General features: G+C 32.2%; 21 protein-coding genes and 1 pseudogene. All 22 read left to right on the top strand.

Annotated elements, in window-relative coordinates; all coding sequences use genetic code 11:
* Window positions 1-15: 15 nt before the first annotated feature.
* The 22 genes and pseudogenes from Q4Q35_RS12210 (at window position 16) to Q4Q35_RS12105 (ending at window position 22,712) form a co-directional block, all read left to right on the top strand.
* Window positions 16-909, top strand: a complete 894-nt coding sequence (locus Q4Q35_RS12210) for an ABC transporter permease (RefSeq protein WP_303278258.1) — start codon at window positions 16-18, stop codon at window positions 907-909.
* Window positions 909-1,787, top strand: a complete 879-nt coding sequence (locus Q4Q35_RS12205; RefSeq protein WP_303278257.1) for a class I SAM-dependent methyltransferase — start codon at window positions 909-911, stop codon at window positions 1,785-1,787. The genes Q4Q35_RS12210 and Q4Q35_RS12205 overlap by 1 nt, the downstream gene beginning before the upstream one ends.
* Complete coding sequence (locus Q4Q35_RS12200) at window positions 1,780-3,066, top strand: ABC transporter ATP-binding protein (RefSeq protein ID WP_303278256.1); 1,287 nt, start codon at window positions 1,780-1,782, stop codon at window positions 3,064-3,066. The genes Q4Q35_RS12205 and Q4Q35_RS12200 overlap by 8 nt, the downstream gene beginning before the upstream one ends.
* 1 nt (window position 3,067) lies before the next feature.
* Window positions 3,068-4,315: a glycosyltransferase gene (locus tag Q4Q35_RS12195; RefSeq protein ID WP_303278255.1), complete on the top strand. Its 1,248-nt coding sequence runs from the start codon at window positions 3,068-3,070 to the stop codon at window positions 4,313-4,315.
* A 43-nt stretch (window positions 4,316-4,358) separates the two neighbouring features.
* Window positions 4,359-5,054: a methyltransferase domain-containing protein gene (locus Q4Q35_RS12190; RefSeq protein ID WP_303278254.1), complete on the top strand. Its 696-nt coding sequence runs from the start codon at window positions 4,359-4,361 to the stop codon at window positions 5,052-5,054.
* A 65-nt stretch (window positions 5,055-5,119) separates the two neighbouring features.
* Window positions 5,120-5,929 (top strand): hypothetical protein, encoded by an 810-nt coding sequence (locus tag Q4Q35_RS12185; protein WP_303278253.1) that lies wholly within the window; start codon window positions 5,120-5,122, stop codon window positions 5,927-5,929.
* 21 nt (window positions 5,930-5,950) lie between these two features.
* The gene (locus tag Q4Q35_RS12180) at window positions 5,951-6,871 is read left to right on the top strand and encodes a glycosyltransferase family 2 protein (protein WP_303278252.1); all 921 of its coding nucleotides are present in this window, start codon (window positions 5,951-5,953) and stop codon (window positions 6,869-6,871) included.
* On the top strand, window positions 6,868-7,812 hold the full coding sequence (locus Q4Q35_RS12175; RefSeq protein WP_303278251.1) for a glycosyltransferase family 2 protein: 945 nt from the start codon (window positions 6,868-6,870) through the stop codon (window positions 7,810-7,812). The genes Q4Q35_RS12180 and Q4Q35_RS12175 overlap by 4 nt, the downstream gene beginning before the upstream one ends.
* The gene (locus Q4Q35_RS12170; protein WP_303278250.1) at window positions 7,809-9,071 is read left to right on the top strand and encodes a glycosyltransferase family protein; all 1,263 of its coding nucleotides are present in this window, start codon (window positions 7,809-7,811) and stop codon (window positions 9,069-9,071) included. The genes Q4Q35_RS12175 and Q4Q35_RS12170 overlap by 4 nt, the downstream gene beginning before the upstream one ends.
* Complete coding sequence (locus Q4Q35_RS12165) at window positions 9,071-9,976, top strand: glycosyltransferase family 2 protein (protein ID WP_303278249.1); 906 nt, start codon at window positions 9,071-9,073, stop codon at window positions 9,974-9,976. Before Q4Q35_RS12170 ends, Q4Q35_RS12165 begins: the two co-directional genes overlap by 1 nt.
* Before the next feature lie 32 nt (window positions 9,977-10,008).
* Entirely contained in the window at window positions 10,009-10,662 is a 654-nt protein-coding gene (locus tag Q4Q35_RS12160) for a class I SAM-dependent methyltransferase (protein ID WP_303278248.1), read from the top strand.
* On the top strand, window positions 10,659-11,663 hold the full coding sequence (locus tag Q4Q35_RS12155) for an N-acetylneuraminate synthase family protein (RefSeq protein ID WP_303278247.1): 1,005 nt from the start codon (window positions 10,659-10,661) through the stop codon (window positions 11,661-11,663). The genes Q4Q35_RS12160 and Q4Q35_RS12155 overlap by 4 nt, the downstream gene beginning before the upstream one ends.
* Window positions 11,656-12,816, top strand: coding sequence for a UDP-N-acetylglucosamine 2-epimerase (gene neuC, locus Q4Q35_RS12150; RefSeq protein ID WP_303278246.1), 1,161 nt, complete (start codon window positions 11,656-11,658; stop codon window positions 12,814-12,816). The genes Q4Q35_RS12155 and neuC overlap by 8 nt, the downstream gene beginning before the upstream one ends.
* Window positions 12,816-13,517 carry an acylneuraminate cytidylyltransferase family protein gene (locus tag Q4Q35_RS12145; protein ID WP_303278245.1) on the top strand — a complete coding sequence of 234 codons (702 nt, stop codon included), beginning with the start codon at window positions 12,816-12,818 and terminating at the stop codon, window positions 13,515-13,517. Before neuC ends, Q4Q35_RS12145 begins: the two co-directional genes overlap by 1 nt.
* Window positions 13,518-13,528: 11 nt before the next feature.
* Window positions 13,529-14,455 carry a class I SAM-dependent methyltransferase gene (locus Q4Q35_RS12140; protein WP_303278244.1) on the top strand — a complete coding sequence of 309 codons (927 nt, stop codon included), beginning with the start codon at window positions 13,529-13,531 and terminating at the stop codon, window positions 14,453-14,455.
* Between the two features lie 2 nt (window positions 14,456-14,457).
* A complete protein-coding gene (locus tag Q4Q35_RS12135; protein WP_303278243.1) occupies window positions 14,458-15,255 on the top strand; it encodes a hypothetical protein in 798 nt (265 codons plus the stop codon).
* Window positions 15,252-16,634, top strand: a complete 1,383-nt coding sequence (locus Q4Q35_RS12130; RefSeq protein ID WP_303278242.1) for a glycosyltransferase family protein — start codon at window positions 15,252-15,254, stop codon at window positions 16,632-16,634. The genes Q4Q35_RS12135 and Q4Q35_RS12130 overlap by 4 nt, the downstream gene beginning before the upstream one ends.
* Window positions 16,631-17,713, top strand: coding sequence for a glycosyltransferase family 4 protein (locus tag Q4Q35_RS12125; protein ID WP_303278241.1), 1,083 nt, complete (start codon window positions 16,631-16,633; stop codon window positions 17,711-17,713). Before Q4Q35_RS12130 ends, Q4Q35_RS12125 begins: the two co-directional genes overlap by 4 nt.
* Window positions 17,704-18,849 (top strand): glycosyltransferase family 4 protein, encoded by a 1,146-nt coding sequence (locus tag Q4Q35_RS12120; RefSeq protein WP_303278240.1) that lies wholly within the window; start codon window positions 17,704-17,706, stop codon window positions 18,847-18,849. The genes Q4Q35_RS12125 and Q4Q35_RS12120 overlap by 10 nt, the downstream gene beginning before the upstream one ends.
* On the top strand, window positions 18,846-20,384 hold the full coding sequence (locus Q4Q35_RS12115) for a glycosyltransferase family 2 protein (protein ID WP_303278239.1): 1,539 nt from the start codon (window positions 18,846-18,848) through the stop codon (window positions 20,382-20,384). The genes Q4Q35_RS12120 and Q4Q35_RS12115 overlap by 4 nt, the downstream gene beginning before the upstream one ends.
* Window positions 20,385-20,458: 74 nt before the next feature.
* Window positions 20,459-21,893 (top strand): annotated as a pseudogene (locus Q4Q35_RS12110) (MBOAT family O-acyltransferase).
* A gap of 99 nt (window positions 21,894-21,992) precedes the next feature.
* Window positions 21,993-22,712, top strand: a complete 720-nt coding sequence (locus Q4Q35_RS12105; protein ID WP_303278238.1) for a hypothetical protein — start codon at window positions 21,993-21,995, stop codon at window positions 22,710-22,712.
* The last annotated feature ends 220 nt before the right edge of the window (window positions 22,713-22,932 follow it).

The following is a 22,932-nucleotide window of genomic DNA, read 5'->3' as shown; positions in this document are numbered from 1 at the left end:
TAAATACTCTTGAATTTGAACACAGCTAGTGAAGAACAATGGTTATTTACGATTTCTTCAAAAAGGCGGATCATTGAACTTAATTTTAAAGAAATTGCAAGGTATAAGGATCTGTTGTTTTTATTTGTTAAACGTGATGTCGTAGTAAAATATAAACAAACAATATTAGGGCCTCTGTGGTATTTCATTCAGCCTCTTTTTACATCAGTCATTTTTACGCTAATTTTCAATAACATTGCAGATATTTCAGCTGGTGATGGTGTGCCTCCTTTTTTATTCAATTTGGCGGGTATTACAGCATGGAATTACTTTAAAGAGTGCTTAACAGGAACTAGTGATACGTTTAAGAAGAATCAGGGTATTTTTGGAAAAGTGTATTTTCCAAGAGTTATTATACCCATGTCTGTGGTCATTTCAAATTTAATCAAGTTTGGCCTTCAATTGCTCGTGTTTTTTGGGTTTTACCTGTATTTTGTCATGTTTACGGAAAAAGCATCAAATGTATCTCTACAAATTAGTTTAGTATTATTGCCCGTTTTAATAATCGTTATGGGAACTTTAGGGTTGGGGTTTGGGATGATTATTTCATCTATGACCACAAAATATAGAGATCTAACTTTTCTGGTTGCTTTTGGAGTTCAGCTCCTTATGTATGCTTCAGCAGTGATGTATCCTTTAGAATTAATAAAATCTAAAGTGGCAGATGGACGTATTCCAAAAATAGCTGGATATCTAATAGAATATAACCCAATGACTTCGATTATAGAAATGTTTAGAGTTATAACGCTTGGAATTGGAGATGTAGATTACAGTATGTTGATTTATACCGTTATTGTAAGTACAATAATATTTTTATTTGGGTTAGTTATTTTTAATAAAACAGAAAAAAGTTTTATAGATACAGTATAATGGAAGAGATAAAAGCCGAAAGTGTTGATAATATTAACAAGAACAAAGACTTTTATAATAAAAAGTATAAGGAGGTTAATGTTGGAGGACTTATAAGGACTTTGAATAATTTAGATGTATTTTTAGCAGATGCAACAACTACTGACATAAGTTGGGTTGGGATGTATGTAAATAATTTTAAAGAAACCGTTAAAGGTAAGAAGGTTTTAGAGTTAGGTTGCGGTAATTGTGCAAACGCTGCGGTTCTGGCGGCTTTGGGGGCCGAAGTTATTGCTAATGATATTTCAGATTATAGTGGAGATATTATTGAAGCTCTAAACACAAAGTTTGAATTTGAACATAATATTGTTTTTAAGAAAGGTGATTTTGTCACGCATGATATATCCAATGACTCATTAGATATGGTTATAGGTAAGGCTTTTTTACATCATTTAACCTTAGATCATGAAAAAGCAGTTTTAAAGAAAATAAATGATGTTTTGAAGCAAGATGGAGAAGCCCGTTTTTTTGAACCAGCTGTTAATAGTAAATTTCTTGATGAATTAAGGTGGACTGTACCTATGAATAATCGACCTTCCAAACTCTTTAATCCGAAAGGATTTAAAGCATGGGAAGCATTAGATCCTCATCCGCATCGTGATAATAGTTCTAAACATTTTAGAATGCTTGGAGAACAGTTTTTTAATACAACTGAAATTATCCCTATGGGGATGCTGGAACGTTTTTATCGTATCTTACCTTTTTCAAACAAAATATTAAGAAAGTATAGAAGAGTTGCTTTAAGATTGGAGAAATATACCCCAAAATTCATTCAATTTTTGGGAGCACGAAGTCAGACAATTATTTTTAAATCACCAAAATCAAACGCTCATGTCTGATGTTATTTTAAAAGTTGAAAGTGTTTCTAAACAATATCGTTTAGGACTTGTTAGCTCAGGAACTTTAAGTCACGACCTAAAGCGTTGGTGGTACAAAATAAGAAGGAAAGAAGATCCTTTTTTACAAGTTGGCGAAGCAAACGATAGAAGTACAGTGGGGAATTCAGACTACGTTTGGGCCCTACGAGATATTAATTTTGAGCTAAAACGAGGTGAAGTTTTAGGAATTATAGGAAAAAATGGCGCAGGGAAATCAACACTTTTAAAAATACTTTCAAGGGTTACAAGCCCATCAACAGGAGTGATTAAAACCAAAGGGCGTATTGCCTCCTTATTAGAAGTAGGTACTGGTTTTCATCCGGAAATGACTGGACTTGAGAACATTTATCTCAATGGTGCTATTTTAGGAATGACTAAAAAAGAAATAAAATTCAAAGAAGATGAAATTATAGACTTTAGTGGTTGCCGTCGTTATATAAATACACCCGTAAAACGATATTCTTCAGGTATGCGAGTAAGATTGGCTTTTGCAGTTGCTGCCCATTTAGAACCAGACATTTTGGTTGTTGATGAAGTATTAGCTGTAGGAGATGCCGAGTTTCAAAAAAAGGCCATAGGTAAAATGCAGGATATAAGTAGAGAAGATGGAAGAACCGTATTATTTGTTAGTCATAATATGGGAGCTATAATGAATTTATGTACTAGAGCCTTAGTTTTAGAGCATGGAAATATTGTGTTTGAAGGCGATGAAAAAGAAGCTGTTAATTTTTATATTATGGCGAAAAAAGATAAGGAGCAAATAGATTTAAAGCATAGGAACGATAGAATCGGAAATGGTCAGTTTCTAATTAGTTATATAACACTTATGGATTCTAATCACAATCCTATAAGTGAAGTTTTATCGGGTAAGGATTTAATTATTCGTGTTGAGATTGATAAAAAAGAAGATATTGATTATTCCAAGTTAATTGTTTCTATTGCATTTCAGGACTCTAATGAAAATACCGTGTTATTATTTTCCAGTGATGAACTAAAAAGTGATTTTACCAACTTAAATAATAGTAACAGTTTCTTTTTAAAAATACCAAAACTTCCTTTAAGAGGAAGCTTCTATTCATTACGACTTGTTACGACCTATAAAACAACAAGAGTTGAAGACTTTATTGATACCATAGATAACGCTTTTAAGGTTAGTGTTATTGAAAATGATTTTTTAAATACCGGAAAAAAACTCAGAAGACTGAATCAAGTATTTTTAGAAGGTGAGTTTATGGCATAGTATGAAGAATAATATAAAAGAAATCGTTTTTGTTTTAGGAAGTTATCCTCATGACTCTGAAACATTTATAACCAATCAAATAATTTATGCTATAGAGGCAGGTTATGATGTTAAAATATCTGTAACTGAATTAAATACTATTAAAGGAAGTTCTCAAGAGGCTCTTATAGAGAAATACAATCTTTTAAGTTTAATCCATATCCGGTCTGTAAAAGTTCCAAAGTCTTACATTCTTAAAGTTCTTAAATGTTTAGCCTTAATCGTGCTCAATTTAGATAGTTTTAAGATTATTTTAAAAATATTTACTAATAAAAGAAAAGACAAAATAAAAAAATGTTTTCAGGCATTGAATTTTAAACCGCTAATGAAAAAGGATGTTTTTCACATTCAATTTGCAAATAATAGTTTCTTTTTAGCAGATTATAAAAAACAAGGGTTTTTGAAAAAGAATTCGAATTTACTGGTTACTTTTCATGGCTGGGATGCTCACTTTAATTCCGGTAATTTAGGGTTCTTAAAAGCAAAATATAAAGAGTTGTTTGAAAATGTTAATGCTGTTATTTTAAGTTCAAATTATTTAAAGGAAAAATTAATAGCTCTGGGATGTGATAATAACAAAATTAAAATCATACCTAATGGAGTAGATGCTTATAGCGCTTTCCCTTATAAAGAAAAACAAATTAAAACTCCAGTTTCGTTACTGTCGGTTGGACGTATAGTACCACTTAAAGGACATATTTTTGGAGTAAAGGTTGTTGAGAAGTTAGTGTCGAAGGGGCTAAACGTAAATTATACTATTATTGGTGATGGTGATTTTAAGAAAGAACTTAAGAGGTATATAGATACGACTTTAGTTAAAGAAAATATTAACTTGGTGGGTACTAAAACGCAGACCGAGATTATTGATTATTTACATAGAAGTGATTTGTTTTTAATGACTTCGGTTCGAGATGAGGATGGGAGGTCTGAAGCTTTTGGACTGGTTACAATCGAAGCGCAGTCAACAGGTACACCGGTTATCGCTTTTGATACAGGAGGAGTTAAAGAAACTGTTAAAGAAGGATTTTCAGGATATCTGGTGAAAGAGAAAGATGTAGAAACTATGGCTGAAAAAATTCTTTTATTGGTTAATAACACCACTCTTTTTAATGAACTAAGTAAAAATGCAAGAACTTTTGTAGAAGAAAACTTTAATAAGGATTTAATCTTCGAAAAACATGAAGCACTTTACAATATGGGGTATGTGTAATTTGCTTTTCAATTATTAAAGGTATCCATAAAAATTTAATTTAATGAAATCGATGTTATCTAATATAAAAAAACGAGTGAAAAAAATGTTGTTTTCAGATCGCAAGAAGAATGCTAAAACGCCTTTTAAAGGAAGTAAATTATATTGGGAAAATCGATATACCTTAAATGGTAATTCAGGACCTGGAAGTTATGGTAGATTAGCCATTTTTAAAGCTAAAATATTGAACGCTTTTGTACAGGAAAATAAAATAAATACGGTAATCGAATTTGGGTGTGGGGATGGTAATCAATTAGAATTAGCAACGTATCCTAGTTATATCGGATTTGATGTTTCAGAAAAAGCCATAAGTATCTGTAAGAGTAAATTTAAAGAGGATGATTCAAAATCCTTTAAACTATATAGTAAGAATTATATAAAGGAACAAGAAACTATTAAGGGAGAACTAGCCATGTCTCTAGACGTAATATATCATCTGGTTGAAGACGATATCTTTTTTGATCATATGGAGAACTTGTTCAGAGCTTCTTCAAAATATGTCATTATATATTCTAGTAATTATAATGATAATACTATGTCTTCGCATGTTAGATGCAGAAAGTTTTCAGACTGGATTGATGAAAATCTTAAACATGATTGGGTTTTGATAGATAAAATAGAGAACGACTATAGTTTTAATCCAGAAGAACCTAAAGACACATCAATGTCCGATTTTTACATTTATGAGAAGAAAGCATAATATAGTAACCCTCAAAAAAAATCATGTTTGACTACAGTTGATTTTTACATGCTGTAATTTATATTATGAACAAGAATAAAAGAGAACATAAAGAGATTTTTTTTAATGTATTAACCCGAACCTCTAACCGCCCAAGAGGGTTTCATAATTGTCATCAATCAATTGTTAATCAAACTTACAAGAATGTCAAGCACTTTGTTTCTTATGAAAATGAAAAGGATTTAGATTATATTAATAGCTATGACCTAGTTAAGGTAAAAGTTAGTAAAACCAGTTCAGAAGTCTTGGTAAATGCAAATAACGAACCCTTTGCTCCATATAATTTGTTTTGTAATGATTTATTAGATGAGGTTGAAAATGGTTGGATCTTGTTTTTAGATGATGATGATAACTTTTTTCACAATAAAGTACTAGAAGAATTGGCCATAAAGATTGTAAAAGCAGACGAAGACACACTTTTTATTTGGCAAATGAGGTATCCGAGTGGTAAGGTTTTGCCATTAAGTAAACATTTTAAAAATGAAGAAATAGAAATAAACCATATTGGGAGCCCATGTATAGCATTTCATTCTAAATATAAAGACTCTGTAAGATGGGACTCTTGGAAAAGATCTGATTTCAGATTTATAAATAAATTATTTAATAAATTAGCTAAAAAAGTATGGATAAAAGAGGTGTATATACAAATTAATAACCATGGAGATTTTGGGAGAAAAAACGATATTTCTACTAAGCCTAAATTACCTTACCTATTCAAAAAAACATACATTTGGTCATTAATTCCAAAATATCATTGGGCGTTTTGGAATATTTATTTGTTTCATAAGAAGACATATCGGAGTTTATTCAAAAAAATAAAAATGAAATTGTCTTAATAATACTTTTAATTGATATAGTTGGAAAATGTTTACTCCATAATTGTGACTTATAATGCGATGCCTTGGATAGAGCGTTGTCTTAACTCTATTGGTAAGCAAAGCAACGTTATTTTAATAGACAATAATTCTACCGACGATACCGTGAATTTTGTTAACACAAACTTTCCTAACATTAATTTATATCCCCAAAAAAAGAACTTAGGGTTTGGGAAAGCAAATAATATAGGTATTACAGAAGCTTTAAAGCTAGGAGCAACTCATGTTTTTCTTGTTAATCAGGATGTATACTTAGATGACAATACGATTTACAAACTAGTCTCTTTTAGTAAAGGAAACCCTCAGTACGGTATCATAAGCCCTATACATTACAATGGAAAAGGAACCGCATTAGATACTCAATTTGCCAAGTATTTAACGAGAACCAATGTTAACTTGAAACATTTTTTAGAAGAAGAAACGGAGGAAAGTGTTCAGGATGTTCCCTTTGTTAATGCTGCTGCCTGGTTAATTACCAAAGCTTGTATTGTTGATGTTGGTGGCTTCGATCCGTTGTTTTTTCATTATGGAGAGGATGAAAACTATTGCCAAAGAGTATTATTTCATTCGTTTAAAATAGGGGTATTAAATACAGCATTTATTAGACATGATAGAGAAGACAGACCAGAAATAAAAAAAGATCTTTTTACTCAAAAATATTATACCGCTTTCAAAAAAGTTTTAAGTGTTAAATATGCCGATATCAATTCAGAGTTTTCTCGTAAAGCATACAAAAAGGAGTATAAAAAAACAATAAGAGATATCATTAAATCTTTAATAAGGTTTAATTTAGCAGGAGTAAGAGGATTTGGTAAACAGCTGAGGTTGGTGAAAAAAACAGAAAATAAAATACTTAAAAGCAGGGCTTTAAATAGTACTAAAGGAGCACACTATATTTTATGAGTTTTTTATTTTCAATAATTATCCCAACCTATAACAGGGCACACCTTATTCTGGAGACTCTAAAGAGTGTTCAAAAACAAACATGTGAAAATTTTGAATGTATTGTCGTAGATGATCATTCAGAGGATGATACAGAACAAATAGTTAAAGCATTTTGTGAGACTGATGATAGGTTTTACTTTTTGAAAAGGCCAACTGGTTACTTAAAAGGAGCCAATGCTTGCCGAAATTTCGGATTCGAAAACAGTAAAGGGGCATATATAAACTGGTTAGATAGTGATGATTTGATTACAGAAGACCATTTAGAAAAACATGCAAAAACTCACGAAATAAATCAAGACATAGAAGCTTCTGTTTCTGAAGTTGGAACGTTTTTTAATAACATTGGCGATCATGATGAATTATGGTTAGAGACTCATTCTACCGGAGATTTAATTGAGGATATGTTAACTTTAAGAGCAAGTTGGCAAACAGCTTCAGTATTGTGGAAAAGAAGTGGGCTTCCAATGAAACCCTTTAGAGAAGATTTATCCAGTTCTCAAGAATGGACGTTTCATTTATTACGAGTTATTAATGGGGTAAAGTATTCAAAGTTTGATACTATAACAGTTTATGTAAGGAGGCATGAAGATCGTATTGGAAAGGATACTTCAGAAAAAAAATATAGAGCCACTTTTCATTCTCGCTATATCATTCTAAAAACACTTTATAAAAAGCAACAGTTAAAAAAATCATATCAAAAAGCCTTGATAAACAAAATGCTACAAGCAGTGAAAAAAGCGATATATTACAAGTATGATCGTGTGCTTTTGGGACAAATGATTAAATTATGTTCTATAATTCATTTAGTAAAGTATAAGAAGGGACTGTTAAAAGTTTTGTTTATTTATATTCCGGCTTATAGAATTTTAAGACGCGGCGAAACACTATTTAAACTATGAGTAAAACATCAATAAAGATATTAATCGTTGCTGAGTCTTTAGATGTAAATGATAGCAGTGCAACCAAAGGGCGTGTGGCACTTATCAAGAATTTAAAACAATGTGGATACGAGTTAAAAGTTTTTCACTACACTCGAAAACACATAATACTTCCGGGAATAGAATGTGTTGCTATTCTCGAAAAAAAATGGACAGCCTGGTACTGGCTTAGTAAAGTGCAACTGGTTATTAAGCGATGGTTTAAGATTAATTTGAATACTTTCTTTGAAGATAAATTAGGGTTTTCTTTTGCTTTTTTTAATGACGTTAAGAGTATAAAAGATTGTTTAAGCAAAGAAAATAGATTTGCTCCCGATTGGGTATTAACCTTGAGTAAAGCAGCTAGTTTTAGGTCGCATATGGCAGTTTTAAAATTACCAAATTTGCATGAAAAATGGCTGGCCTATGTACACGATCCATACCCGATGCATTGCTACCCAGAGCCCTTTAATTGGTTTCAACCGGGGCATAAACAAAAAGAGGCTTTTTTTAGAGAAGTTTCAAAAAAGGCTTCATATGCTATTTTCCCCAGTCAATTACTTAACGAATGGATGGAGCAGTATTTTTCTGGATTTTTAGATAAAAGTATTGTTATACCACATCAAGCTTCTTCCAAAATGGTTAGTAAAGAAGTATTACATCCTGATTGGTTTCAAGGTGACAGTTTCACTATTCTGCATGCCGGTAGTTTAATGAAACCCCGAAACCCCAAAGGGCTTGTTGAAGGATATCAATTATTTTTAAGCAAGAACCCTGAAGCCCGAGATCATTCACAATTACTATTACTGGGACAAAAAAGTTATTTTAAAGCGTATCTTGATGAAAAAAATGAAGAAATAAGCTCCCTTTACTTAAGTGGAGGTTATATAGATTTTAATACCGTATTAGCATTACAAAATAGTGTTTCGGTAAATGTGATACTTGAAGCTAAAGCTGATATTAGTCCTTTCTTGCCAGGCAAGTTTCCTCATTGTGTTATGGCAAATAAACCTATAATTCATTTAGGGCCGGAAAAGAGTGAAACGTATCGTTTATTAGGAAACGATTATCAATATCATGCGCATATTGATGATATAAAGAAAATTACAGTTATGATTGAATCTTTATATCAAATATGGTTAAAAAATAACAAGACGTTGCAACTAGATAGGCAGGATTTGGAAGCTTATATTTCAGTTTCCAACTTAGAACAGACCTTTTCTAAAATCACAAAAAGCTAATGAAAGGGTTTACTATTCTTATTACAACAAGGAATCGACTTGAAGATTTAAAATATACACTTCAATTGAATGAAGCGGCATTAAATGGTTCAGATGTAAAATATATCATTTATGATGACGGTTCTAATGATGGCACCTATGAATTTATAGCTTCTAATTATTCCAAAATCAAATTACTAAGGAATGAAACCTCTCGGGGTTTAATTTATTGTCGTAATCGAATGATGAATCTGGTTAAAACGGAGTATGCCATATCTATTGATGACGATCTGCATTTCATAACCAATAACCCAATTCACAATATTAAGGCTTACTTTGAGGCGCATAGTAATTGTGCCATTGTTAGTTTTAGAATATTTTGGAGTAAAGAAGCACCCGCTTCGACTCACAGTGACGAAACAGCATTTAGAACAAAAAGTTATGCAGGAGGTGCCCATGCATTTAGAATGAGTGCTTGGAAGTCTATTCCGGGGTATCCCGATTGGTTTATATTTTATGGAGAAGAGGATTATGCGTCGTACCACCTGTTTAAGAAAGATTGGGAAATACACTATTTGCCCAAAGTGTTAGTGCATCATAGAGTTGATTTAAAAGCAAGAAAATATAAAAAAGATTACAGATTAAGAACAAGGCGGGCATTGCGGTCCGGATGGTTTCTGTATTTGTTGTTTTATCCATTAGGGCTTGTGCCCAAAAAGATTTTGTATTCTTTGTGGATGCAATTTAAAACAAAGGTTTTTAAAGGTGATTTTAAAGCATTTATTGCTATATTACAGGCCTTAGGCGATCTCATTTTAAACGTACCTCGTTTAATAAAAGAGTCTGATCGTTTATCAAAAGAGCAGTTTTTGAAGTATTCAAAACTTCCTGCTACAAAATTGTATTGGAAACCAAAAGATTTGTAATTTTATTTTTACTGACTAAAAACTTTTTATAATTGAGTACAGAGCCCAAAATATATAGTAACAGAGGTGCTTTTGCAAAAGAAATGCTGCAAAAGTATAAGCCAAAAGAATCAAAGATTGTTGTTAGTGACATAGGTGCTGGATTCGGTCACATGGAAGAAACAGTACTCGAACTTGGAGCACAATGGCAACCTTTTGATATCATAAAAAAAATAGACAAATCTATTATTTGGGATTTAAACGATCGTGTTCCTGAAGGTACTGAGAAAGCGAATCTAGTCATATTTCTGGAAGTTTTAGAACATTTGGACAATCCGCTTTTAGGACTGCAGAATATAGCAAATCACATGGAGAAAGATGGCGTACTGGTACTTACCACCCCTAATCCACAATCAAGTAAAAATACATTGAGTTTATTTTTACGAGGTGCTTTGTTTGCTTTCCAGGAAAAGCATATTGAAGAGAATCATGTTTTTACGCCCTGGAAGCATATCGTGATTGCTTTTTTAAAAAGATGTGGTTTGGAAGTTTTAGAATATGCCATAGTTGATATTGAATATAAAAAGAGGAAAATTTCTTCGTTTAAGGACTGGATAAAATATAGAGTAGAGGCCTTTATTGAATCTCGAAACCCAATGACTCAAGGCATGAGTTACGGTATTGTTGCCAAAAAAATTAAGGAATGAGTGTTAAAATAATTGCAGAAATTGGACAGGCGCATAACGGTAGTTTAGGAATGGCTCATGCATACATTGATGCTTTATCGAAAACAGGTGTCAATGCTGTAAAATTTCAAACCCATATAGCAGAAGCCGAAAGCAGTATTTATGAACCTTTTAGAGTTCAGTTTTCAAAGCAAGATACCACTAGGTATGAGTATTGGAAACGTATGGAATTCACCAACGAACAATGGAAAGGACTAAAAGAACATTGCGATGAAAAAGGGGTAGAATTTATAAGTTCTCCTTTTAGTAATGCTGCTGTGGATTTATTGGAGAAGCTCGACGTAAAATGTTTTAAGGTAGGCTCAGGCGAGGTCACTAATTTCTTATTATTAGAACGCTTGGCACAGACATCGAAACCACTCATTATATCATCGGGGATGAGTTCTTTGGAAGAATTAGATAAAACAGTTGACTTTTTAAAATCCAGACAGGTTGAATTTTCCATATTACAGTGTACAACCTCTTACCCAACAAAACCAGAACAATACGGTTTAAATATGATTGCTGAGCTAAAGGGCAGATATGATGTTCCTATTGGGTTTTCCGATCATTCATCAAAGCTTGAAACAAGTATTGCAGCAGTGACGCTTGGAGCCGAAATAATCGAGTTTCATGCTGTTTTTAATAAAGAGATGTTCGGCCCCGATGTAAGCTCATCTTTAACTATCGAAGAGATAAGAACCTTAACTAATGCTATACGAAACATTGAAATAGCGACTGCTAACCCTGTAAATAAAAATGATAATACATCATTTAAAGAACTTAAGGCCATTTTTGAAAAGTCTCTGGCCGTCAATAAAGATTTGAGTACCGGGCATGTTTTAACGTTTTCAGATTTAGAAGCCAAAAAACCAGCTAATAAAGGAATATCAGCAACTAATTTTAAAGATGTGATAGGTAAAACAATTACCAGAGGTATGAAGCAATGGGAATTCCTAACCAAACAAGATTTAAATGAGTAAAAGGAAAATATGTGTCGTTATAACTGCCAGACCATCGTATAGCAGAATCAAAACAGCATTGTCGGCAATAAATAAGCATCCAAATCTTCAATTACAACTTGTTGTTGCGGGGTCTGCGTTGTTAGACCGTTATGGAAATGCTGTAGACTATATAGAAAATGACGGATTTAAGATTGACGCCAAAGTTTTTATGGTATTAGAAGGAGAAAATAAAACCTCAATGGCTAAGACTACAGGGTTAGGGGTGATGGAATTAGCAAATACATTTTATAACCTAAAGCCTGATGCCGTAGTAACTATAGCAGACCGTTTCGAGACTTTAGCAACATCCATTGCGGCCTCTTACCAGAATATTCCTTTAATACACATACAAGGAGGCGAAGTTACGGGAAACATTGATGAAAAGGTTAGGCATGCTAACACTAAATTAGCCGATCTTCATTTAGTAGCCTCAGAAGAAGCAAGAGAAAGAGTTATAAAAATGGGTGAAGATGAGCGTTACGTTTTTAATACAGGTTGTCCTTCAATAGATATAGCTCGAAACGTTAATAAAGCACCAGAATTAAATTTTAATCCTATAGAGAAATATGGAGGTGTTGGGAATAATATTGATTGGAAAAGAGGCTATTTAGTGGTTTTACAACATCCGGTGACAACCGAATACAATCAGGCAAAGGAAAATGTGTTGAACACACTCAAGGTGGTTCATGAACTAGATATACCAACATTCTGGTTTTGGCCTAATGTAGATGCTGGTGCAGATGGTACATCAAACGGAATACGTTCTTATAGAGAGATCTACAAACCAGAAAACATTCATTTTTTTAAGAATATGGAGCCCGAAGATTTTTTGCGTTTATTGATTAATTCCAAATGCCTTATTGGAAATTCAAGTGTTGGAATTAGAGAATGTGCCTATTTAGGAGTTCCAGTAGTAAACATAGGAACCCGGCAAAACGGAAGAGCGAGAGGGCTTAATGTTATTGATGTTTCCTATGAACAAGACAGTATTATGAAAGGTGTTTTAGATAGAATTAAACAAAATAGATTGGCCACAAGTGATGGTATTTATGGTGTTGGCAATTCAGGTGAAAAAATAGCGAGTATTATAGCAAATACAGATCTAAGATTCCACAAAACAATTATGTATTAATGAAAATTTTAGGGATTATACCAGCTCGTGGAGGTTCTAAATCTGTTCCGGGAAAGAATATAAAGAAGCTTGACAACAAACCATTGCTTCAATATACTTTTGATGCTGCAAATAAAGCCAATGGTCTTAGCGATGTGGTGTTAAGTACAGATGATGAAGCCATTATGAAAGTAGCAAAACAAATAGGGCTGAAAGCTCCTTTTAAACGACCCGCCGATTTGGCTTTAGATAGTACACCTACATTACCTGTTATTCAGCATACTCTTAAATATTTTATAGATCAGGGTGTTTATTATGACGCAGTTTGTTTACTTCAGGTAACAACACCATTTAAGACGTCTGAGTTTATTGATAAAGCGATAAATAAATTTGTAAATACCGGAACAGATGCTTTAATATCGGTTCAGAAAGTACCACATAAGTTCAACCCACACTGGATTTTTAAAGAGAATAATGAAGGGAATTTGGAACTGTTTACTAGTGAAAAAGAGATTGTAACACGCCGACAGGATTTACCCTCAGACTATTATTTTAGAGACGGATGTATTTATATTACTAAAACGGAGGTCTTGTTAGAGCAGAATTCTTTATACGGTTCCAAAATAAGTTATATAGAGTCTCCTGAAGCAGCAGCAATTAATATTGATACATTATCTGATTGGAGAATGGCAGAAGACTATCTTAAATCCATGAAAAACTAATTTTTAAACATATGTTAAAAAAGAAAGCTAAAAATTGGTTGATTTATATAATCAAAGTGGTTGTTCCAAACCATTTTATAAATAAAATAAAAAGGAAGCGTCAGAGAAATAAATTAGCCCAATTCAAAGCGTCTTTACGAAATAATATATTGACCTATCATGAAGCCAATAATGATGAAGAAATTAAAGAGGTTGTAACATATTTACAGAAAAACCCTGTATCTGTTTTTCCCTATAATTTTGCTAAGAAATACAAAAAAGAAGTGATTGAAGTTTACTTTGATCAATCAAATGGATTAAGATATGTTATGCATCAAAATAAAAGGCTTTATTTTAAAAAAAACATGACTGATAAAGCAATAAAGAGCCTATATTATGGGCTATTACTCGATCAGGATAAAAACTCTCCTCATTTATATATAACTGATAATTTCAACTTGGATAGACATGATGTTGTTGCGGATGTAGGAGCAGCTGAAGGAAATTTTTCCTTATCGATTATAGAAAGTGTGAGAAAGATTTATTTATTTGAGCCTGATGAGGAATGGATTGAGCCATTAAAAGCAACGTTTGAACCTTGGAAAGATAAAGTGGTAATCATAAATAAGTTTGTGACTAACTTTGAGAGTGAATCTACAATTTCCATGAATAGCTTTTACAAAAAAAATCCTGATATTACCTTCTTTAAAGTAGATATAGAAGGAGAAGAGCAAAATTTTTTGAATTCATGCGAAAGTATTTTAAAGAAGCATATCAATTTAAAAATAGCTATATGCACGTATCATAAACAAGATGACGAAAAAGCTTTTATGACGCAATTAAAATCTTACGGCTTCACTGCACAAACTTCCAGAGGTTATATGATTTATATGTACGATAAAAATCTCGACGTACCTTATTTGCGACGAGGGCTTATAAGAGCACAAAAAACATGTTAAGTATGCAGGTTTCTAAGACAGCTATTCTTACTACCGTTGCCAATTTCGAATTGTACAGAAAGACATCAATACTATTTCCAGAAGGTGTTCAAAAATATATTATTGACGGTAGAGACGGTATGCATGGTATTCACAGTCTTGTCTATATGATGCATAAACTAAAAAACAAAGGTATTCATTGGCTTATTATGGCTGATGAAGATGTTGTATTTACAGATAATAAACTTGTTTTTTCCCTTATTGATAAAATGAATATAGAAGGCATTACAGTTTGTGGTGTAAGAGATGGTGGTGTAGTCTTACATAGAAAAAAGAATCCCTTTGTGATAAATACCTTTTTTTCCGTCATTAACTTGAAAGAAGTATTCAATATCTGGAATAAAAAAGAAATGCTAAAGAATCAGTACATTGAAGAAGGAGAATTTCAGGATGACCTTTCTGGGTTAAAAGGAGATTTTGATCGCAAAAGTTTATACGAACCCTATTATTGTTTTTATTTTTGGTTAAGACGACAGGAGAAAAGGTTTCTTTTCCTGGAATCTAAGATGTGTAGCGATATGATTGCAAATGACGTATATTATGAGAATAAGAAATTACTATGCCATACTTGGTATGCAAGAAGTTATGGTGAAAATAAAAAGCATACTGATCGTATTAATGTTATTCTAAATGCCAATGGTGTAGAAAATAATATTGAGACAGATTTTATGGATGTTATTATCTATAAAAAGCGATGGTTTTACATGCAAAAACTAATAAGGAAATATTATAAATATTTAATAATGAAGTTGAGAAAATGAAGACATTAGGTTTGGTTATAACAGATGGTGTAGGCTTTAGGAATTACATTTTAAGTGATTTTTTAAGTGAAGCACAAAGCCACTTTGATAAAATCGTGATTTTTTCGGGGCTGCCAAAATCCAGTTTTGATGGTTTTCAAACACCCAATTCTTATATTGAAGAATTAGAGGATTTTAGAGAGAAACCTACAGTTTGGTTTTTTAGAAAGCTTAAGGAGGTTGCTCACTTGCAAAACCATAAGAAGAATAATTTTGGAATTCAAAGCAATCTGAAAATACATTATCCCAGAACTTTTAGCAAACGGGCTATTTTTACAAGATTAATTTTTCTTTGGACTTATTTTTTTCATTCAGAAACATGGATATCCTTATATTATAAGCTACAGCGACAAAGTTTTAAAAAGAATAAAACAACACACTCATACATAGACCTGTTGGAAATTCATAAACCAGATGCATTGTTTTTTACGCACCAACGTCCACCGTATATTGCTCCTTTAATACTAGCAGCAAATGTTTTAAAAATAAAGACCATAACGTTTATTTTTAGTTGGGATAATTTAGCATCTAAAGGGAGAATGAGTGGAGACTTCGATAATTATTTTGTGTGGAGTGACTTGATGAAGAAAGAACTTTTGGAGTTTTATTCAAGAGTGAAAGAATCTCAAATACAAGTCGTAGGAACACCTCAGTTTGAATCTTATGTATTAGAAAAGTATGAAGTAAATAAAGATGCTTTTTACGATAAATTTAATTTAGATAAAAGTAAGCGTATTATATGCTATAGTTGCGCCGATAGTTCCATAGGAAAGAATGATGAAGTTCATGTAAGGGCAGTTTTAAGTTACATAAATTCGCAAAAAGAATTGCAACTTTTGGTGAGAACGTCTCCAGCTGAAGATGGTAAACGTTTTAAGAATTTAATGAGTGAATTTCCTGATGTTAGATGGAATATGCCAAAATGGATTCAAACTAGAAAAGCACACTCAGAAATGTGGTCACAACGGTTACCAACAGAAGAGGATGTAATAGATCTAAAATCGGTGCTGTCCTTTTCCGATGTCAATATAAATATGCTCTCCACTATGAGTTTAGACTTTATGATATTTGGAAAGCCAGTGATCAATGTTGCATTTGGCAATCTTGAAAACGGCCTGTATAATGACCAGAAATTTTTGAAATATAGGCACTATAAGTATGTCATTGATAGTAGTGCTGTTGCAATTGCCAAAAATGAATTAGAATTGCACAAATATTTAAAGGAAGCTCTGGAGCATCCTGAGAAAAGAAAAGAGAATAGACAAAAAATACTTGATTTTGAGATAGGAAAACCAATTTTAGGAACAAGTAAGCGCATAATAGAAGCTTTAAAAAAGTGACACCTAAGACAAAAAATATAGCAATAGTTTGCAATTATACATTGCAGCCAGATAGAATAGGCGGTATGGATCGCTTTTATATAGCCTTCGATAAAGAAGTCAAGGAAAAGGGGTATCATACCAATTGGTTTTTTTCAAAGTATGAGGCGTTCGAGTTTTACAAGGAGTTAAATATTCATACGGATAATAAAAGTTCGGTAGAGCGTTTTTTTATGAAGCATTGTGAGCAAAATGATATAAGGTATGATATCGTTATTACTCATTTTACAGAACTTTGTACACCCTTTTATAAATGGGTAAAACAAAAACACAAAGGATATATAGTGGCTGTTGATCATAACCCAAGGCCTCTAAATGGGTTTCCAATTAAAAAAAGGATGAAAAACTGGATTAAAGGCCTTTTTTACTCGAAGTATATAGATCAATTTATTGCTGTTTCAGAATATACAAAAAAGCATATTCTTAATGATTATGGACATTTTCTGGCATCTAGAGTTCCTGTTGTGCGCAATGGTATAGCATGCCATGTGTTTAAAAAAAGGACAACCGACCAGTCAAATAAGTTTATCGTAGCTTCACATTTAAGACCTTCGAAAGGCATACAGGATTTAATAAAAGCAGTATCGATGCTAAGTGAGGAAGTAAAAAAAGAAATACATATCGATATTTATGGTGAAGGATCATACGAAGATGAGTTGAAGGAATTGAGCATGTCTTTAAATTTAGACGATTGTATTCACTTTAAAGGAAGTTCTCCGTTACTTTCAGAGCTTTTTTGTAACTATAATTTTATGCTACAGCCTACCTATATGGAGTGCTTTAGTTTATCAATTTTAGAGAGCCTATCAGCTAATGTGCCTGTAGTAACCACCCAGGTAGGGGGGAATCTTGAGGTTATTACGCATTCTGAAAACGGATATATATATCCAGCTGGAAATATTGAAGATCTGGCAGAAATAATTAATAACATTGTGTTGAAAAAATATGTTATTAAGCAAGATGTGAGTAAGTTAGTAGAAGAACAGTACTATTTGGACAAAATGGTAAAAGACCATATAAATTTACTACCATGCACATAGCCTTTATAAGTCCGGAATATCCACATGCTAGTTTGAATAAAGCAGCAGGTTTAGGAACCAGCATTAAGAATCTGGCTTTAGAACTCATACGAAATAATCATAAAGTAACGGTTTTCGTTTATGGGCAGATCCAAGACAAAACACTATTGGATGAAGGGATTACTATTTATGCTATTAGACATAGGAAATATATAATTTTAGGATGGTTTTTGTACAGGAAATATTTGGAGAAATATATTAACTTAATGGTGCTTGAAAAGGATATTGATGTACTCGAAGCTCCTGATTGGACGGGGGTAACAGCATTTATGAATTTAAACCGCCCATTAGTAATCAGACTTCATGGTTCCGATGGATATTTTTGTCATTTGGGAAGGAGAAAGCAGAAATGGAAAAATTATTTCTTTGAAAAAAAGGCCTTAGAAAAAGCTACGAAAATTGTTTCTGTTAGTGCTTTTACTGCAGATAAAACCAAGGAGATTTTTAGTTTAAAAACAAACATTCAGGTTATTCATAACGGTATCGACGTTTCTGCATTTAAGCCCCAAGATGGTAAAATTGTCAAAAATGAAATATTGTATTTTGGATCCATAATTAGGAAGAAGGGTGTTTTGGAGCTTGCCATGGCTTTTAATATATTGGTTGAGATGAAAGAGGATGTAACTTTGACGCTTTTGGGAAGAGATACCACAGATGTTTTTGAAAAAAGGTCGACACTGGATATGTTTTTTGATATTCTTTCCGAGAATGCTAAAACGAAAGTCAAGTATTTAAAGGAAGTTCCTTACGCTGAAGTGGTTCAAATAATTAACAGAGCCAACTTGGTAACACTTCCTAGTTTTGCCGAAGCACTTCCTATGAGTTGGCTGGAAGCTATGGCTATGGAAAAAGCCATGATTACATCGAACATTGGTTGGTCGAACGAAATCATGATAGATGGGAAGACCGGCTTTACAGTAAACCCTAAAAATCATTTATTATACGCTGAAAAGATGAAGCAATTGTTAGAGGATAATGTGCAGGCAAACACTTATGGAAGAAATGCAAGAACATTAGTTAAAGAAAAGTTTGAATCTGGTATTTTAGCAAAAAATAATATTGAATTATATATAAAACTTACCAATTTCCACAAATGATATTAAAACCATATACAACTCCAGATGGAATTGAGCTTCTCTATAAAGGAGAACCTAATTTCAATATATTAAATGATTTAGCCAATGGTATGGGAGATATGTGGCATAGTTCTTTTGAGCAAGGATTTAAAAATGCTTTTCCTGATATTTTGTATCAAACAGCTGTTTTTTTTTGGTATGGTCATGATTTCAACAATTTAGGTAGTTGTGTAAGCTGGCGATTAAACCCGAATAGTTTTGTTATTAGAAAATCTGTTTGGGAGTCTTTAGATGGCTTTGATAATGATTATGATAATACATATATGGCTGCACTGGATTTTGCATACAATGCTTTGCGAAATAACGGAGCGATACCACTTTATGTGAATGGGTTGTTCTTGAATGATAATAAAGAACCCATAGTTATCACTGCTATTGATAGATATCTGTTTTACCGAAAGAATTTCAAAAAAAATCAAGCCAAATACATGTTGTGGCGTAAAGGTTTTTGGAAATATAAAGAACTAAAGACCTTTAATTCTGTCTTTAAGCATTATAAAAAAAGAGAAAATAAGCGTTTGATTCCTCCAAGAGATTTAAATGCTATTGAAGGTAATCCCACGGTTAGTTATATAATACCTACAATGTTGCGTCAAGATTATACATTGAGGTTACTTGAAGATCTCAGGAAACAATCGTATCCTGTGAGTCAGGTAATTGTAGTTGATGCAACACCTGTAGACAAGCGAGATGAATCTTTATATAAGGGTGGGGAATACCCGTTTGAAGTTATTTTTAAGTGGCAAACCACAAAAGGAAGTTGTAGAGCTCGAAATGAAGCCATTAATCTATGTAACGGCGATTATATTGTTTTTGGAGATGATGATATTAGAATTCCATCTAATTTTATTGAAAACCATATTAGACTACTTCAAACATATGGTGCAGGTGCTTGTAATGGGCTTGATATTGAAGCCGATCATGAAAACCAAACTTTAGAAGATTTAAGTGTTAAATTGAAGACGATGGATGCCGTCCGGTGGAAGGTAGGTGTGAGTCAATCTTTTTCAAATGCCAATTCCTGTGTAAAAAGGGAGTACATTGAGGTACTAAAAGGGAACGATGTAAATTATGATGGAGGTTATGGGGAAGACAGTGACTTTGGTATATCACTCTCAAAGATTGGGGTGGTAGTATTACATAATCCGTTTTCAGCAAATTTACATTTAAAGCCACCACAAGGAGGGTACCGATTTTGGGGAACTCAAGCCAAAATTATTGGGAAGAAACGAAAGGTACAACCCTGGGAATTAGATGTTCCTGTCAAAACCATAACACCAAGACCCAGTCCAACTATTATGTATCAATTGTATAAGCAGTTTTCGGAAGCACAACGGAAGGAATATAGGTATAAATATTTTATTCGGTATTTGTTTAAAGGACCAAAGATGTATTTCCCTTTAAGGTTAATAAAGTTACCTTATCGCATTTTACAATATAAAAAATCTGTTTTTTATGCTAAAAATTTAATGAAGCTGGGTGTGAGAACTGAATAAATCATGAAATTTAATTCTATTAAAAAGAGAACTCATTTTTTAGATAAAGTATGGGTTGTTAAAAAAGTTTAAGTATGCTTTTTAATTCTATTGCTTTTTTGTTATTTCTTCCAACAACCTTTATGCTTTATTGGTTTTTGGTTAAAGGAAGCTTAAAAGCACAGAATGTACTATTATTATGTGCCAGTTATTTTTTCTATGGATGGTGGGATTATCGTTTTTTAGCACTCATAGCATTAAGTACTATTTTAGATTACTTTATAGGTTTAGCTATAAGAAAGACAGAAATAAAAAGTAGAAGAAAGCAGTTGTTAATACTAAGCATAGTATTTAATATTGGAATATTAGGCTTTTTTAAATATTATAATTTCTTTATTGATAGTTGGGTTCAAGCATGGTCTCTTATAGGTGTAACTATGCAGAATTCGTCGATTCAGATTATTCTTCCAGTAGGAATATCTTTTTATACTTTTCAAACACTCAGCTATACAATAGACATCTATAGAAACAAATTAAAACCTACAAAAAACTTCATAAATTTTGCGACGTTTGTAGCCTTTTTTCCGCAATTGGTTGCTGGGCCAATAGAAAGAGCAACCAATTTGCTACCACAATTTTTTAAAAAAAGAGTTTTTAGTTTTGAAGGAGCCCAATCGGGAATACATTTAATTATTTGGGGCTTATTTAAAAAGATTGTTATAGCAGATAATTGTGCCATTTATGTGAATGCAATTTTTGAGAATTATGAAACATTAAACTCCTTAACACTTATTATGGGAGCTGTATATTTTGCTTTTCAAATTTATGGTGATTTTTCAGGATATAGCGATATTGCTATTGGTACGGCAAGACTTTTTGGTTTTGAATTAATGAAAAACTTCAATTATCCTTATTTTTCAAGAGATGTTGCTGAGTTTTGGAGAAGATGGCATGTTTCTTTATCGACATGGTTTAGAGATTATATTTACATTCCTATAGGTGGGTCACAAGTGAATAAACAAAAGCAAACTAGGAATGTTTTTATCATATTTTTAATAAGTGGATTTTGGCATGGCGCGAATTGGACATTTATTGTTTGGGGAGCTTTACATGCCGCTTTTTTTTATACCATTGCTATTAGTGAATAGGCATAGAAATAATATTAACCAGGCTTCAGAAGGTAGAATGTTTCCTATATTTAAAGAGTGGATTCAGATATCAACTACTTTTATTTTAGTCACGTTGGCATGGGTTTTTTTTAGAGCAGATGATTTATATACGGCGTTAAGTTACCTTAAAAGATTATTTATCAATTTACAATTCAAAATCCAATATTTAAGTTTAGAAGGCTATAGTATTGAGATACTATTACTCATAAGCGTTTTTGTTTTGTTAGAATGGTCTAACAGATGTTTTGAGCATCCTTTTTCGGGTAGGTTTAAATGGTATAAAATTTCATTTATTGTATTCATGATTTTAACTTTAGGTGTATATTCGGATCATCAAGAGTTTATTTATTTTCAATTTTAAATGAAGCAATTTTATATTTACATACTTAAAATTATAATTATTACCGTCTTGATAATGTATATATGTGATGCCCTTTATTCATATACTTTTCGAAACAATGTGCCAAAAAATAAAATTCACAAGATACTTCAGTTAAAAAAGGAGCATTATGATATTGCTTTTTTAGGGTCTTCCAGAACAGAAAATCATATTGATTGTGAACTGGTGGAAAAATTAACAGGTAAATCATGTATTAACTTAGGTATATCTGGAGGTACTATTGGAGATATGCAAATTCTATTAGCTTTGGCAGAGTCTAAAGAGATTTCCATAGATACTATTGTTATACAAATTGACTACAATTTTAATAAAAAAGGACTTTCTCAAAACTTTAAGGCCAATTTGGTGCCTTTCCTCGATCACCCTTTAGTTAAAAACGAATTGAAGAAAGATGGAGATAATTTTTACTATACTTATGTGCCTTTTTATCGTTATATGAAATATGATAAAGTGGTTGGGTTTAGGCAGTTTTTTACCTCACTTATTAACAAAAAACCTAAAAAAGAAATTGACTTAGGGTTTAAACCCAAAAGAGGGAAAGGTTTAGAAATTTCAGGAAATTTACCAACACATTTTAATGACACAAATCAAGAACTTGAAGCAATAAATGATATAACAGAAAGAACAGGGGCAAAACTTATATATTTCACAGCTCCGTTTTGTAAATATGCCAAAAACAGAGATAAGTTAAAAACTTTAAAATTATCAATACCCTCTATATTAGATTATGTTAGTATTTTTGATGATCAAGAGGAGTTTTTTTTAATTGTGGACATTTAAATATTGATGGAGCAAAAGCATTTACAAAAAAAATAATTGAAGATATATACCCAGCTAAAAATGGAGAATGATTATATAAACAGCAAGGTTTAAAACAAAATTGATAGAAAGAACATATTCATTCAAGGGTTAAAACAAAGAGAAGTGTACTCGTTAGTATTTTATTAGGTAATACTAGTAGTTGGTGTTACAGGCTTAATACTATTTATTAACTTTCTTT

The sequence above is a fragment of the Flavivirga aquimarina genome, from assembly GCF_030540835.1.
GTDB classification, from domain to species: domain Bacteria; phylum Bacteroidota; class Bacteroidia; order Flavobacteriales; family Flavobacteriaceae; genus Flavivirga; species Flavivirga aquimarina.
The sequence above is the reverse complement of the archived record's forward strand: the minus strand, read 5'-3'. Positions and strand labels throughout refer to the sequence as shown.

Bases quoted from the DNA above. Each gene is read 5' to 3' on its own strand.
- Q4Q35_RS12205 (WP_303278257.1), top strand. From the start codon at position 909: ATGGAAGAGATAAAAGCCGAAAGTGTTGATAATATTAACAAGAACAAA.
- Q4Q35_RS12200 (WP_303278256.1), top strand. From the start codon at position 1,780: ATGTCTGATGTTATTTTAAAAGTTGAAAGTGTTTCTAAACAATATCGT.
- Q4Q35_RS12195 (WP_303278255.1), top strand. From the start codon at position 3,068: ATGAAGAATAATATAAAAGAAATCGTTTTTGTTTTAGGAAGTTATCCT.
- Q4Q35_RS12190 (WP_303278254.1), top strand. From the start codon at position 4,359: ATGAAATCGATGTTATCTAATATAAAAAAACGAGTGAAAAAAATGTTG.
- Q4Q35_RS12185 (WP_303278253.1), top strand. From the start codon at position 5,120: ATGAACAAGAATAAAAGAGAACATAAAGAGATTTTTTTTAATGTATTA.
- Q4Q35_RS12175 (WP_303278251.1), top strand. From the start codon at position 6,868: ATGAGTTTTTTATTTTCAATAATTATCCCAACCTATAACAGGGCACAC.
- Q4Q35_RS12170 (WP_303278250.1), top strand. From the start codon at position 7,809: ATGAGTAAAACATCAATAAAGATATTAATCGTTGCTGAGTCTTTAGAT.
- Q4Q35_RS12165 (WP_303278249.1), top strand. From the start codon at position 9,071: ATGAAAGGGTTTACTATTCTTATTACAACAAGGAATCGACTTGAAGAT.
- Q4Q35_RS12155 (WP_303278247.1), top strand. From the start codon at position 10,659: ATGAGTGTTAAAATAATTGCAGAAATTGGACAGGCGCATAACGGTAGT.
- neuC (WP_303278246.1), top strand. From the start codon at position 11,656: ATGAGTAAAAGGAAAATATGTGTCGTTATAACTGCCAGACCATCGTAT.
- Q4Q35_RS12145 (WP_303278245.1), top strand. From the start codon at position 12,816: ATGAAAATTTTAGGGATTATACCAGCTCGTGGAGGTTCTAAATCTGTT.
- Q4Q35_RS12140 (WP_303278244.1), top strand. From the start codon at position 13,529: ATGTTAAAAAAGAAAGCTAAAAATTGGTTGATTTATATAATCAAAGTG.
- Q4Q35_RS12135 (WP_303278243.1), top strand. From the start codon at position 14,458: ATGCAGGTTTCTAAGACAGCTATTCTTACTACCGTTGCCAATTTCGAA.
- Q4Q35_RS12130 (WP_303278242.1), top strand. From the start codon at position 15,252: ATGAAGACATTAGGTTTGGTTATAACAGATGGTGTAGGCTTTAGGAAT.
- Q4Q35_RS12120 (WP_303278240.1), top strand. From the start codon at position 17,704: ATGCACATAGCCTTTATAAGTCCGGAATATCCACATGCTAGTTTGAAT.
- Q4Q35_RS12115 (WP_303278239.1), top strand. From the start codon at position 18,846: ATGATATTAAAACCATATACAACTCCAGATGGAATTGAGCTTCTCTAT.